This window comes from Spongiactinospora sp. 9N601, from assembly GCF_044326295.1.
Classification (GTDB): Bacteria; Actinomycetota; Actinomycetes; order Streptosporangiales; family Streptosporangiaceae; genus Spongiactinospora; species Spongiactinospora gelatinilytica.
The window spans coordinates 357,817-370,669 of record NZ_JBIRBB010000008.1 but is presented as its reverse complement, the minus strand read 5'-3'; the positions used below and the strand labels follow the sequence as shown (position 1 = coordinate 370,669).

12 protein-coding genes are annotated in these 12,853 nt (G+C 71.7%); 7 read left to right on the top strand and 5 right to left on the bottom strand.

Annotated features, from left to right (window positions below):
* The 5 genes from ACH34R_RS21670 to ACH34R_RS21650 all read right to left on the bottom strand — a co-directional run bounded on the left by ACH34R_RS21670 (window position 1) and on the right by ACH34R_RS21650 (window position 5,164).
* Window positions 1–1,593, bottom strand: coding sequence for an ABC transporter permease (locus ACH34R_RS21670; RefSeq protein WP_397563272.1), 1,593 nt, complete (start codon window positions 1,591–1,593; stop codon window positions 1–3).
* On the bottom strand, window positions 1,590–2,474 hold the full coding sequence (locus tag ACH34R_RS21665; RefSeq protein WP_397563271.1) for an ATP-binding cassette domain-containing protein: 885 nt from the start codon (window positions 2,472–2,474) through the stop codon (window positions 1,590–1,592). The genes ACH34R_RS21670 and ACH34R_RS21665 overlap by 4 nt, the downstream gene beginning before the upstream one ends.
* 219 nt (window positions 2,475–2,693) lie before the next feature.
* A complete protein-coding gene (locus tag ACH34R_RS21660; RefSeq protein ID WP_397563270.1) occupies window positions 2,694–3,242 on the bottom strand; it encodes a DinB family protein in 549 nt (182 codons plus the stop codon).
* A gap of 49 nt (window positions 3,243–3,291) precedes the next feature.
* Window positions 3,292–4,278: an aldo/keto reductase gene (locus ACH34R_RS21655; RefSeq protein ID WP_397563269.1), complete on the bottom strand. Its 987-nt coding sequence runs from the start codon at window positions 4,276–4,278 to the stop codon at window positions 3,292–3,294.
* Between the two features lies 1 nt (window position 4,279).
* Complete coding sequence (locus ACH34R_RS21650) at window positions 4,280–5,164, bottom strand: carbon-nitrogen hydrolase family protein (protein WP_397563268.1); 885 nt, start codon at window positions 5,162–5,164, stop codon at window positions 4,280–4,282.
* A gap of 73 nt (window positions 5,165–5,237) precedes the next feature.
* On the opposite strand from ACH34R_RS21650, the gene ACH34R_RS21645 reads away from it, so the two are divergent.
* The 7 genes from ACH34R_RS21645 (at window position 5,238) to ACH34R_RS21615 (ending at window position 12,651) form a co-directional block, all read left to right on the top strand.
* Entirely contained in the window at window positions 5,238–6,647 is a 1,410-nt protein-coding gene (locus ACH34R_RS21645) for an amidase (RefSeq protein WP_397563267.1), read from the top strand.
* A gap of 62 nt (window positions 6,648–6,709) precedes the next feature.
* Window positions 6,710–8,260 (top strand): AMP-binding protein, encoded by a 1,551-nt coding sequence (locus ACH34R_RS21640; RefSeq protein ID WP_397563391.1) that lies wholly within the window; start codon window positions 6,710–6,712, stop codon window positions 8,258–8,260.
* The gene (locus tag ACH34R_RS21635) at window positions 8,253–9,431 is read left to right on the top strand and encodes a thiolase family protein (RefSeq protein ID WP_397563266.1); all 1,179 of its coding nucleotides are present in this window, start codon (window positions 8,253–8,255) and stop codon (window positions 9,429–9,431) included. Before ACH34R_RS21640 ends, ACH34R_RS21635 begins: the two co-directional genes overlap by 8 nt.
* On the top strand, window positions 9,422–9,862 hold the full coding sequence (locus ACH34R_RS21630; protein WP_397563265.1) for a Zn-ribbon domain-containing OB-fold protein: 441 nt from the start codon (window positions 9,422–9,424) through the stop codon (window positions 9,860–9,862). Before ACH34R_RS21635 ends, ACH34R_RS21630 begins: the two co-directional genes overlap by 10 nt.
* Before the next feature lies 1 nt (window position 9,863).
* Window positions 9,864–11,429 carry a methylmalonyl-CoA mutase family protein gene (locus ACH34R_RS21625; protein WP_397563264.1) on the top strand — a complete coding sequence of 522 codons (1,566 nt, stop codon included), beginning with the start codon at window positions 9,864–9,866 and terminating at the stop codon, window positions 11,427–11,429.
* On the top strand, window positions 11,426–11,848 hold the full coding sequence (locus tag ACH34R_RS21620; RefSeq protein WP_397563263.1) for a cobalamin B12-binding domain-containing protein: 423 nt from the start codon (window positions 11,426–11,428) through the stop codon (window positions 11,846–11,848). Before ACH34R_RS21625 ends, ACH34R_RS21620 begins: the two co-directional genes overlap by 4 nt.
* Window positions 11,845–12,651 (top strand): IclR family transcriptional regulator, encoded by an 807-nt coding sequence (locus tag ACH34R_RS21615; RefSeq protein WP_397563262.1) that lies wholly within the window; start codon window positions 11,845–11,847, stop codon window positions 12,649–12,651. Before ACH34R_RS21620 ends, ACH34R_RS21615 begins: the two co-directional genes overlap by 4 nt.
* Window positions 12,652–12,853: the final 202 nt, after the last annotated feature.

Genomic DNA, 12,853 nt, shown 5'->3' with positions numbered 1-12,853 from the left:
TCAGTTTCCGCGCAGGTCGCGCCGCTGGAAGGCGAGGAGCCCGGCCACGGCGAGCGCCGTGGTGACAGCGCCGAGCCCCAGCAGCGGGGCCGGGTCCACCGGTCCGGTCAGGGCCGGTGGCACATGGGCGAAGGGCGACAGGCCCTGGATCCAGTCATCCAGCCGCAGTAGTTCGCCGAGCTGACCGAGCAGGGCGAAGGTGATCAGCGCGGTCCAGGCGAGCCCGGTCAGCCGGGGGAGCAGCCCGAACAGCAGCATGGCGATCCCGGCCAAGGTCCAGGTGGCGGGCACCTGGACGAGTGCGGCGCCCAGCAGCCGCAGAACCTGCCCGGCCGGGTCGCCGATCACGATGCCGTGGCCGAGCCCGGCGGCCAGGCCGGCGACGGCCAGCACGGCGGCGCTGCCGGCCAGCGCGATGCCCAGGTGGCCGGCGGCCCAGCGCCGGCGGGGGACGGCAGTGGCCAGCACGGGGTCGGCGCGGATCGCGGACTCCTCGCCGTGCAATCGCAGCGTGGCCTGGACGGCGTAGCCGCCCGCGACCAGGCCGAGTACGCCCAGCTCGGCGGCCAGGAACGTATCGGTCATCACATCGGCCCCGCCGCCCATCCGGGAGAGCAGGTCGGCCAGTTGCGGGTTGTCGCGTACGACGTCGCCGACACTGTGGGCCAGGACGCCGAACAGCGCGCCCGCGACGGCGAATGCCGCCGTCCAGCCCAGCAGGGTCCCGCGTTGCAGCCGCCAGGCCAGCGCGACCGGGCTCTGCAGCCAGGCGGCGGCCTCGTGCGGGCCCGGACGCGGAACGACGAACCCCGCCCCCAGGTCGCGTCGCCTGGCCAGCAGGGCCGCCGCCGCGACCAGGATCAGGCCGCTCGCCGCGAACAGGGCCACCACCCACCAGCGTTCGCCGGCGAAGGCGCGTACCCGCTGGGCCCAGCCGAGCGGGGACAGCCAGGACAGCGCTTCGATCCGCGCCGCGTCGCCGAGGGCGCGCAGCAGGAAGGCCGCGCCCAGGGTCGCGACCGCGATGGCGTTGGCCGTACGGGCGTGCGCCGTCAGTTGGCCCGCGACGATGGCGACCCCGGTGAAGGTCCACCCGGCCCCGCTCACCGCCGCGCCGAAGGCGAGCGCGCCGGCGGTGGGCAGTCCCTGCCCGGCGAGTCCGAGCGTGATGAGCACGCCGGTCAGCAGGTTGGCGCCCGCGGCCATGAGCACCGCCGCGGCGGGCATCGCGTGCCGGCCGACCGGGCAGGCTCCGACCAGCTCGGCCCTGCCCGCCTCCTCCTCGGCCCGGGTGTGCCGGGTCACGATGAGGATGCTCATCAGCGCGGCCAGCACCGAGGCCATCGTGGTCACCCGCCAGGCGGTCAGCCCGCCCACCGAGGTGGGATCGAAGACGGGCCCGGTCAGCGCCTGTAACGCGGGCGTGGAACCGACGGTGACCCCGAGCGCGAGGCGCTGGGCCGCCTGCGGGTACAGCTCGGCGATCGCCGAGGCGCCGGCCACGACCATCATGCTGATGACGGCGATCCAGGCGAGCACGGGTACGCGCTCCCGGCGCAGCGCCAGCCGCGCCAGCGTCAGCGTGCCGGTCATCGCCCGGCCTCGTAGTGCCGCAGGAACAGCTCCTCCAGCGTGGGCGGCCGGCACGTCAGCCCGCGTACCCCGGACTCCGTCAGCAGCTTCAGCGCCTTGTCCAGGTGTTCGGTGTCGATGTGGAACCGGACCCGCGAGCCGTCGGCCGTGAGGTCGTGCACGCCCTCCAGCCGTGCCAGATCGCCGGGGACCCGGTCGAGTTCGGCGCTGATCGAGGTGCGGGTGAGGTGGCGCAGCTCGGCGAGCGTGCCGCTCTCGACCGCGCGCCCGTCGCGGATGATGGTGACCCGGTCGCAGAGGGCCTCCACCTCCGACAGGATGTGGCTGGACAGCAGGACCGTACGGCCCGCCGCGCGCTCTTCGCGGACGGTCTCGCGGAAGACCGCCTCCATGAGCGGATCGAGCCCGGAGGTGGGCTCGTCGAGCATGAGCAGTTCGACGTCGGAGGCCAGGGCGGCGATCAGGGCCACCTTCTGGCGGTTGCCCGTGGAGTAGGTGCGGCCCTTGCGGGTGGGGTCCAGGGCGAAGCGTTCCAGCAGGGTGGCCTTGCGGCGCGGGTCGAGGCCGCCGCGCAGCCGCCCGAGCAGGTCGATGGCCTCGCCCCCGGACAGGGTGGGCCACAGGACGACATCGCCGGGCACGTACGCCAGCCGCCGGTGCAGTTCCACCGCGTCTCGGTAGGGGTCACCGCCGAGCAGCACGGCTCGTCCCTCGTCGGCGCGCAGCAGGCCGAGCAGGATGCGCAGGGTGGTGGTCTTGCCCGAGCCGTTCGGGCCGAGGAATCCGTGCACCTCGCCGGTGCGTACGGTGAGGTCGAGCCCGTCCAGCGCGCGGACCTTGCCGTAGCGCTTGACCAGGCCACTGATGAGCACGGCAGGCATGGGCGCCCCCTGAAGCCAAGATCGATATGACGTTGCCGACCAGACTTCCCGGCGCTCCTGGATCGACGGTAACAGCGGCGGAGCCGCCATGCCATACGTTTCCTGACGCCTTCTTGCCGAGCCGTTGACCAGATGGCCACTGAGGCGAGCAGTGCTGATGCGCCCGCGCTCCTTCGGCGGGTCACGCGAGGTAGCGGAGCCACAGACAGGGCACAACGGCTATGCCCGCCCGGGTGGCCAAGCCCGGTTGACGTGCAGAAGGCGGAGGTTGCCGATCTCGGCCGCGTTCTTCGTGAGTTCGACGTTCACCCACGCGAGTACGTGCCCGAGCGACAGGCCGCCGTCGCCGAACCAGGCGCTGCGCTCGGTCGAATCGAGGTCGTCGCCGGTCAGCGACCGCAACGCGGCACTCCAGCGGTCATGGCAGCCGGTCAGCCAGGTCACCGCCGCACCGGCGGTGCCGGGCCACGGCGTCGCCGCAGCCGCCGCCGACCAGCCGGACCCGCCGCCGCCGAAGCAGGCGGAGTGGGTCTCGGTCCACCACAATCCGATGTGCCACATCACCCAGCCGATCGTCGGCACGGGGATCGGATCGGGTTCTTCCAGGGCGAAGTCGGCGGCCCAGGTCCCGTCAGGCCGGGGGCGTACGGTCCAGCAGTTGGCGGCCGGTTCCCATAGGGCCTCTCCGTCGGTGACCTTGTCCAGATGCAGGGTCAGCAACGACCAGGACATGTCGAACTGCCAGCGAATGCGATCAAGCTCGGTCATGGGAGTGACCCTAGGCAAACCCGGGCGCGGGTCGGCAGGCGCGTGGCGCTCAATCGTCCAGTAGCTTCATGCGGTCCGGTGCGTAGCGTTCGCCGTGGATGGCGTCGGCCGGGGCGGCGTCGGCGGCGGCTGTGATGTCGGCGGGGGTGAGGGTGATCGTGGCCGCAGTCAGGTTCTCTTCGAGGTGGGGGCGGGTGGTCGCGCCCTGGATCGGTACCACGTCCTCGCCCTGGGCGAGCAGCCAGGCCAGGGCGAGCTGGGCCGGGGTGATGCCGAGGCGTGTCGCCTGCTCGGTGAGGGCATCGACGATCGCCAGGTTGTGCCGCAGATTCTCTTCGGCGAAGCGGGGCTGGGCCACCCGGCGGAAGTCGTCGCCGTCGAAATCGCCGACCGACCGGTATTTGCCGGTGAGGAAACCGCGGCCCAGGGGCGAATAGGGCGTTATGCCGATGCCCAGCTCGCGGCACACTCCAAGTTGGTCGTCTTCGATGTCGCGCGACCACAGGGACCATTCGTTCTGCAGCGTGGTGATCGGGTGGATCGAGTGGGCGCGGCGGATCGTCTCCGCGGAGGCCTCCGAGAGGCCGATGTGGCGCACCTTGCCCTCGGCCACGAGGCCGGCGAGGGCGCCGACGGTGTCCTCGATCGGTACGGCCGGGTCCACCCGATGCTGCTGGTACAGGTCGATGTGCTCGACGCCGAGGCGTCTGAGCGATGCCTCGCAGGCCGAGCGGACGTAGTCGGGCCGGCCGCAGACGCCGGTCGTCCGGCCGCCGTGCCGGACCACGCCGAACTTGGTGGCGAGCACGACCTGGTCGCGGCGGCCCTTGATCGCCCGGCCGACCAGTTCCTCGTTCGCGCCCGACCCGTACGCGTCGGCGGTGTCGAGCAAGGTCACACCGAGGTCCAGCGCGCGGTGGACGGTGGCGAGGGATTCGGATTCGTCGTGGGCGCCGTAGTAGTCGCTCATCGCCATGCAGCCCAGGCCGAGGGCGCTGACTTCGAGAGGGCCGACGCGTCGCAGCGGCATGATCATGTCAGGTCGTCCCGGTCAGGGTCGTGGCAGGGTCCGACAACGGCGCGGTGATCGGTGCGTACAGCTCCGGCCGGCGGTCGCGGAACAGGGTCAGGTACCGGCGCTGTGCCGAGAGCCGCTCGGCCACCAGGGTGGCGCGGATGCTCTCCTCACGGTCGCTGGCCGAAGCGGCGAGGGTGCCGCCATCCGGGCCGGCGATGGCGCTGTGCCCGAAGAAGACCTGGCCGTTGTCGGTGCCGGTCCGGTTGCAGCCGGCGAAGAACAGCGCGTTCTCCATCGCCCGGGTCTCGCACCGGGCGATGATGCTGCCCTCGGGGACCCGGCCCGGCTGTACGGCGGCCGCCCACAGCGACAGGATGATCTCGGCGCCGTCGAGCGCCTGGACACGGGCCAGTTCGGGAAACCGCACGTCGTAGCAGAGTTGCAGCCCGATCCGGCCGAGCGAGGTGGGGTAGGTGGCGACGCGGTCGCCGGGCACGTAGTACTCCTTCTCGTCCCGGCAGGCGTGCACCTTGTGCTGCACCCCGGCGATCTCGCCGTCCGGATCGATGAGCACGGCCGCGTTGTACAGCAGATCGGGGATCCGCGGGTGCCGCTGCGAGATCCCGGCCACCACGTGCGCTCCGGACCGCCGGGCCGCGGCGGCCAGCCGTTCCGTGGTCGGACCGGGCACCGTCTCGGAGGCGGCGTAGAGGCGGCGGGCATAGTCGTCGTCGCGTGCCGACTGCACGTATCCGGTGTTGCTCAGTTCGGGGAAGACCACCAGTTCGGCGCGGTGCCCGCTCGCTTCGGCGAGCACCAGCTCCGCCATCCGCTCGGCGTTGCGCTCCGGCGCGAGCATTTCGCTGCTGAACTGCACGAGCGAGACCTGAACGTTCTCCTTCACTGCACCCCCTTCTTCAAAAAACCATATCGCGATACCTTCATTTCATCTAGTGGTCTAGTGGGAGGAGGCGCCGATGCAGCCCGAAGAGGTGGTGCGTGCCTCGGCCGACACCTTGGCCGCGGCCTATCGCAGCGGCCGGGTGAGCCCCATCGACGTGACGCGGGCCGCGCTCGAACGCATCAGGCAGGACAACCCGGCGCTGCGCGCCTACTGCCTGGTGGACGAGGACGGCGCACTCGCCCAGGCCGAAGCGTCCCACCGGCGATGGCGGCACGGCGCGGCACTCGGCCCGTTGGACGGAGTGCCGGCATCGATCAAGGACCTGTTCCTCACCGCCGGCTGGCCGACCCGGCGCGGCTCCCCGCGCGTCGACCCCGACCAGCCGTGGACGGTGGACAGCCCGGTCGCGGCGCGGTTGCGCGAGGCGGGCGCCGTGCTGCTGGGGAAGACCACCACTCCGGAGTTCGGGTGGAAGGCGGTCACCGACAACCCCATCGACGGGGTGACCAGGAATCCGATCGATCCCGGCCTGACCGCGGGGGGATCCAGCGGCGGCAGTGGCGCCGCCCTCGCCGCCGGGATGGGAACGCTCTCGGTGGCGACCGACGCCGCGGGCTCGACCCGCATTCCCGCCGCGTTCTGCGGGGTGGTCGGCCTCAAGCCGACCTACGGACGCATCCCCCTCTACCCGGTCAGCGACCTCGACCGGCTCGGGTGCGCCGGGCCGATGGCGCGGGCCGTCGGCGACGTCGCCGCCCTGCTCGACGTTCTGGCCGCCCCCGACGACCGCGACCCGAACGCGATGCCGCCGCCCACCGGCTCCTACCGTGCCGGGATGCGGCGCCCGGTGCGCGGGCTGCGCGCCGCCTACTCCGCCACGCTGGGGTACGCCCAGGTCGAGCCCGAGGTCGCGAAGGTGGTCGAGGCCGCGGTGACCGCGCTGGGCGAGGCGGGCGTCGAGATCCGGGCGGTCGATCCGCCGTTCTCCGACCCGCTGGACGTCTTCACCGTGCTGTGGTCCACCGGCATGACGCCGCTGCTGCATTCGCAACTGGGCGGTTCGCCGCACGGCATCGATCGAGGTCTGGCGGAGCTGATCGAAGCGGGCTCCCGCTACTCGGTCGCCGACTATCTCGCCGCGCGCCGGGCCGCGCTCGACATCGGTACCGCGATGGGCGCGTTCCACCGCGAGTACGACGTGCTGCTCACCCCGACGGTGCCGATCGAGCCGTTCGCGGCGGGCCACGACGTGCCGCCGGGCGGCGCCGCGCGCGGTTGGCCGGAGTGGACGCCCTTCACCTTGCCGTTCAGCCTGTCACAGCAACCGGCGCTCAGCGTCCCCGCCGGGCTGACCTCTCGTGGCCTGCCGGTGGGGTTGCAGATCGTCGGGGCCCGGCACGCGGAGGACCTGGTACTGGCCGTCGGCGCCGCGGTCGAGGAGGCGCTTGGCTCCACGGCGGGCGCGACCGGCGATTGTGCCTGAGCGGACTCGCCAGTATCGTTATGCGAAATCGCCAGACTGCACAATGAAACGAGGGGGCCGTCCTGGACATCGCGTACCTACTGCGCAGAGCCGCCCGGATGTACCCGGACGCGCTTGCGGTCGACGACGGCCGGACCGTCCGCACCCACGCGCAGCTCATCCGGCGAGGCGAATGCCTGGCGAACGGGCTGGACCGCTTGGGCGTCCCGCCTGGCGCAGCGGTCGGCATCCTGTCCGGGAACCGTACGGAATACGTAGAGGCGGACGTCGCCCTGGCACTCGGCCGGAGGGTGCGCGTCGCGCTCAACGCGCGGCTGCATCTGGAGGACTTCCGGTACATGGCCGCGGACGCCGGCCTGGCCGCGCTGTTCTATTCGGCCGAGTTCGCCGAGCACGCCGCGGCGCTGGCCGAGGAGTCGGGCGTGCTGCCCATCGCCTTCGACGCCGTCGCCGACGGGCCGGGCGGCGGGCACAGCATCGATTCACTCGTCGCGGACGCGCCCTCGGACGCCCGGGTCCGCGACCCCGATCCTGAGGGCATCGCCTGGATCTCCTACACCTCCGGCACCACCGGCCGCCCCAAGGGGGTCATGCTCTCCCACCGGGCGATCCGGGAGGTCGCCCTCAACCTGCTCCTTGAGGTCGGCCCGGTCGCCCCCGACGAGCAGATCCTGCTCACCCAGCCCATCTCCCACGGCGCCGGGTACTTCGTGCTGCCGTACCTGATGGCCGGCGCGGGCGTGTACGTCATGCGGCAATTCGATCCCGAACAGGTGTGGCACCTCTCGCAGAACCCGGCCATGCGCACCCTGAAAGCCGTGCCCACCATGCTTGAGGCCATTCTGGCCGCCGAGCCTGCCGCCGGGCGCGTCGCGGGCTGGGGGTTTCAGTCCATCGTGTACGGCGCGTCCGGCATCGCCCCCGCGCTGCTGAACCTCGCGATGGAGCGCTTCGGCCCCACACTCGTGCAGGACTACGGCCAGTCCGAGGCGCCGGTCACCATCACCTGCCTGCAAAAACGCGATCACCTCGACCCGTCGGCGCGCCTGTCGGCCGGTCGGCCCTGGCTCAGCGTCGCGGTGGAGATCCGCGACGGCGATGGAGCCCCCGTCGCCCCCGGTGACCTGGGCGAGGTCTACGTGCGTGGCAAGCATCTGATGAGCGGCTACCACGGCAAGCCGGCCGAGACCGGCGAGGTGCTGCGCGACGGCTGGCTGCGCACCAAGGACCTCGCGATCGCCGACGAACGCGGCTTCGTGTACCTGCGCGGGCGCCGCGACGAAATGATCAATACGGGAGGGTTCAACGTGGCGCCTCGTGAGGTCGAGGACGTACTGGCGGCCTTCCAGGACGTGGAGGAGGTCGTGGTGCTGGGCATGCCGGACGAGCGCTGGGGGGAGGCGGTGACCGCGGTGGTACGCCCGTCCGCCGGCGCCCGGCTCGACGTCGATGAGCTGCTGGCCTTCGCCCGGCCGCGGCTGGGGATCCGCGTGCCGCGACGGGTGGCGGTCTGGCCGCGCATTCCGCGCAACGCCTATGGCAAGGTGGACCGCAACGCCATCCGCGCGGCCCTGGACGGGCCCGGCCAGCCGACGGAGTCGGCCCATGGCTGAGGACGTGGTGGTCGCCGGTGTGGGCATGCACCCGTTCGGCCGGCATTCCGGCAGGTCCCTCAAGGATCTGGCCCGGGTCGCCGGGCTGCGCGCGCTGCTCGACGCCGGCATCGGGCCGCAGGGTGTGCAGATGGTGTACTCGTCCAACGCGATGGCCGGCATGTTGCAGGGCCAGGAGATGGTCCGCGGGCAGACCGTGCTGCGCGAGATCGGCATCGAGGGCGTGCCGGTCGTCAACGTCGAGAACGCCTGCGCGGGTGGCTCGACCGCGTTCGCCCAGGCGGTCATGGCGATCCGGTCCGGCGCGGCCGACGTCGTACTGGCCATCGGGTTCGAGAAGATGTTCGTCGCCGACCGTTCCCGCACGCTGGACGCGCTGGAGTCGGCCGCCGACCTCGACGTCGTCGCCGGTCTGGGCATCCAGTTCACGGCGGTGTACGGGATGCGGCTGCGGGTACGGCTCGCCGACGGGTCGATCACCCGGCAGGACCTGGCCGACGTCTCGGTGAAGAGTCACGCGAACGGCGCTCGCAACCCGTACGCCCAGCATCGGGTCCAGGTCACCGCGGACCAGGTCCTGGAGTCGCGCACCATCGCCGACCCACTCACCCTGCTGATGTGCAGTTCGATCTGCGACGGCGCGGCGGCCGTGGTGCTGGCCCGCGGCGGGGCGCTGCCGCAGCCCGGACGCCCGACGGTACGCGTCCTGGCCTCGGCATCCACGTCCGGCTTCACTCTGGACCCGGCAGGCGGCCCGTCGGGTGCGACCCTGTGCGCGCAACGCGCCTACGAACAGGCGGGAGCCGGCCCCGGCGACGTCGATGTCGCCGAGGTGCACGATGCCATGGCGCCGGCCGAACTCCTCTACGCCGAGCAACTGGGCTTCTGCCCGCCAGGCGACGGGGCCCGCTTCTTCCGCAGTGGCGCGACCGCCCTGGACGGCCGCCTGCCGATCAATCCCAGCGGCGGGCTGGCCTCGCGCGGGCATCCGGTCGGGGCCACCGGGCTCGGCCAGTTGGCCGAGCTGACCTGGCAGTTGCGCGGCGAGGCCGGCGAGCGGCAGGTTCACCGGCCGCGCATCGCGCTGGCGCAGAACAGCGGCGGCTGGCTGGAGGGCGAATCGGCCGCGGTCAACGTACACCTCCTGGAACGGACGCAACGATGGACCTAGCAGATGCGCTCGACCGCGCCCCGACCGGCGAGCGCCCGCGCTTCGATCTCGCGGCGGGCGCACTGGTCGGGGGCCGCTGCGCGGACTGCGGCGCCACGGCGTGGCCGGCCCGCGCGGTTTGTCATCGCTGTGGTGGCGCCGACGTGCGACTCGGTACCTTCGCCCGCGCGGGCACGCTGGTGAGCTGCACCCTCGTGACGGTGTCCCGTCCCGGGCTGGAGGCCCCTTACATGCTGGGCCAGGTACGGCTCGACGACGGTCCGGTGGTGTTCGGCCAGATCCTCGGCCTGGACGACGCGGAGGCTCTGCCCTGTCCGGTGATCGTGCAGGTGAGCGCGGACCGGTACTGGTTCACACCCGCGGGCTTGCAGGAGCCGACCGGCGAACGGCAAGATGAAACGAGGGTATCGTCGGACGAAACGGGCGGCTGACATGGACGACGGCAAGGCACGCCTCGACGAGGTGCTGACCCGGGCCAACGACGGCGAGGTGCCGATCCGGCGCAGGTACGGCAGCGGCGGATCGGCCGCATTGGATCAGTGGGCCGACCGGCTCGCCGCCGACCCCGGGCCCTATCGTCCGCGGTTCATGGTCTACTCCGGGCTGGGCACCCCGGACATGACGGCCCGGCGGCTGGCGATCCTCCAGGACCTGGGAGCCGAATCGTTCCTGCTGGCCGCGGACCTGCCCGCCCAGCTCGGCTTCGATCCCGACCACGAGCTTGCCCACGCCCAGGTCGGCCGTGCCGGGGTCTCCTGCACGACATTGGCGGACTTCGCCGAGATCTGCTCCCGGCTGGACTTCGGCCGGGTGGACAGCGTCGGGCTGCTGGCCAACTCGATCGGGCACATCGGGCTCGGCATGGTGCACAGTGTGCTCACCGATGCGGGCGCGGGCCATGTGCGCCTGGTCATGCAGAACGACCCGCTCAAGGAGTTCACCGCGCGCGGCACGGAGATCTTCACGCCGGAACAGGCGGTGCGCATCGCCTGCGACTGCGTCGCCTTCGCCATCGACAACCGGTTGCCCGGCGCCGCGCTGACCGTGTGCTCCAACCACCTCGACGTCGCCGGCGCCGGGCCTGTCGTCGCGACCGCGATGGCCTTCGCCAACGCGCAGGTCTACCTGGACGAGCTGGTCGGGCGCGGGTACACGGTACGTGACGCGCTCACGCACATGATGTTCTTCCTCAACGAGCGAAGCGACCTCTACGTCTCCGCGGCGTTGTTCCGCACCGCCCGGACGGTCTGGGCCGAGCTGGTCGAACAGCGCTACGGCCTGCCGGTCCGCGAGCAGCCGGCGATGACCTTGATGGGCTACGCGCACGGGCTGGAGTCGGCGGACGAGCCGCTGGTCAACGTCCCCCGGATCACCCTGAGCGTGCTCGGTTCGATGCTCGGCGGGGTCGACTACCTGTGCGCCAGCGGCTACGACGAGGCGCTGCGCATCCCGTCCGTCGACGCGGCGGCGCTGGCGTTGCGCACCATGCAGGTCGTGGCCTACGAGCACGGTGCGATGGCCAGCGTGGACCCGCTCGCGGGCAGCCACAAGCTCGCCCACCTGGACGAGTACGTCGCGGCGGGCATAACGGCCGAACTACAGCGCATCGACGATCATGGCGGCGGCCTGGGGGCGTTGCACGACGGCTACATCAGCGCCCGCATCGACGAGCTGCGCGGCACCCGGCAACGTCAACTGGCCCGGGGCGAGCGGGCGATGGTGGGGGCCAACATGCTGCGCAGCGCGCACGGTCCGAAGCTGTTCGGCGGTAACAGCACCGGTGAGATCGACTTCGCGCAGGTCGAGAAGACCGCCCGGGAACGGGTGATCGCGCACCGCCGCGATCGTGATCAACGACTCGTGCGCGCGGCGCTGGACCAGGTGCAGGCCGCGGCCGCCACCACGGACAACCTGGTTCCGCCGACCGTCGCGGCGTTGCGGGCCGGGGCCACCGGGCAGGAGATCATCGAGGCCACCGGCCGGGGGTTCGCCCGGTGACCGCCGCCCGGCCGCTCCGGGTGGTCCTGGCCAAGGTGGGCCTGGACGGGCACGACGTGGGCGTCAACCTGATCGCCAGGGCGCTGAGGGACGGCGGGTTCGAGGTGGTGTACCTGGGCAAGCGGGTGCCCAACGATGTCATCGTCGCGACCGCCATCGCGGAGGACGCCGACGTCATCGGCGTGAGCTGCCTCAGCGGCGGTCTGGGATACTTCACCACGGGGCTGGTCGGCAGGCTGCGCGCGAGCGACGCCGGGGACATCCCGGTGATCGCGGGTGGGATCGACGAACCGGACGAGATCAGTAGGATGCTCGACGCGGGTGTGTACCGCTACTTTGGTCCCGGCTCTGCCACCGAGGATGTGGTAGCCGCCTTCGTCGCGGCAGGACAGGATGGCAGGGGAGCGTGGACGGGGTGAACGTGGACGAAATCGACGAAGAGTCGTCCTCGACGGGGGCCGAGGGGCAGAGTGTCGCCCCTGTCCGATCGGTCGCGCGGGCTGTGGACATCCTGATGGCGCTCGGTGACGGGCCCGGGCAGTTGAGCGAGATCAGCTCGGCGGCCCTGCTGTCCAAGGCCACCACCTACCGCATCCTGACGACCTTGAAGAACAAGGGCATGGTGCTGCAGGCGTCGAACGGCGAGTACCGGCTCGGTCCTGGCTGCTTCCACATGATGTCCGGCCTCATCGATCTTCGGGCCGGATTCCCGTTCGACGCGGACACCGACCTGAAGGCGCTGCGCGCCGCCACCGGCGAGACGATCACGGTGCACGTGCGCGCGGGCCTGTCCCGGATGTGCATCGAGGAGCTGCCGAGCCCGCAACCGATCCGCTACACCGCCGGGCTGGGCGTGGCCACGGGCATCCACATCGGATCGGCCGGCAAGGTGCTGCTGGCGTTCCTGCCCTCCGACGAGCTGGAAGATGTGCTTCGCACCGTCGATCTGCGGCCGATGACGCCGAGCACGATCACCGACCTTGAGGTGCTGCGCCAGGAGCTCGATTCCGTACGCCGGCGCGGGACGGCGTACAGCGCGGGGGAGCGGGTCGTCGGCGCGGTGGGCGTCAGCGCGCCGGTGTTCGACGATCGCGGCCATGTGGTCGCGGCCCTGAGCGTGCTCTGCCCCGCGTCGCGCGTCAACGACGACCGCCGCCGTGAGTTCGAACGGCTGGTGGCCCGCACCGGCGAGGACATCTCCAAGCGCATCCGCACCCGCTGACCGCCTGTAGGGAGGCTCCACCCCCTGGCGGCTGAGACTGCCGGTTCACGGTATGGAACCGGATGGCGGCCGGTTCGCCGCCGCGCGCTGGTGGGCCTGCGCCGTTCGCCGGAAACGGCGTTACCTGAGTCAACGAGAGTCGGCCCCCGCCTGCGTGAACACGCCAGTGAGCGGCGATCCGGCCCCGTTATAACGATCATGA

Coding starts and splice junctions, on each gene's coding strand:
- ACH34R_RS21625 (WP_397563264.1), top strand. CDS start 9,864: ATGGACGACGGCAAGGCACGCCTCGACGAGGTGCTGACCCGGGCCAAC.
- ACH34R_RS21635 (WP_397563266.1), top strand. CDS start 8,253: ATGGCTGAGGACGTGGTGGTCGCCGGTGTGGGCATGCACCCGTTCGGC.
- ACH34R_RS21645 (WP_397563267.1), top strand. CDS start 5,238: ATGCAGCCCGAAGAGGTGGTGCGTGCCTCGGCCGACACCTTGGCCGCG.
- ACH34R_RS21665 (WP_397563271.1), bottom strand. CDS start 2,474: ATGCCTGCCGTGCTCATCAGTGGCCTGGTCAAGCGCTACGGCAAGGTC.
- ACH34R_RS21660 (WP_397563270.1), bottom strand. CDS start 3,242: ATGACCGAGCTTGATCGCATTCGCTGGCAGTTCGACATGTCCTGGTCG.
- ACH34R_RS21630 (WP_397563265.1), top strand. CDS start 9,422: ATGGACCTAGCAGATGCGCTCGACCGCGCCCCGACCGGCGAGCGCCCG.
- ACH34R_RS21655 (WP_397563269.1), bottom strand. CDS start 4,278: ATGATCATGCCGCTGCGACGCGTCGGCCCTCTCGAAGTCAGCGCCCTC.
- ACH34R_RS21670 (WP_397563272.1), bottom strand. CDS start 1,593: ATGACCGGCACGCTGACGCTGGCGCGGCTGGCGCTGCGCCGGGAGCGC.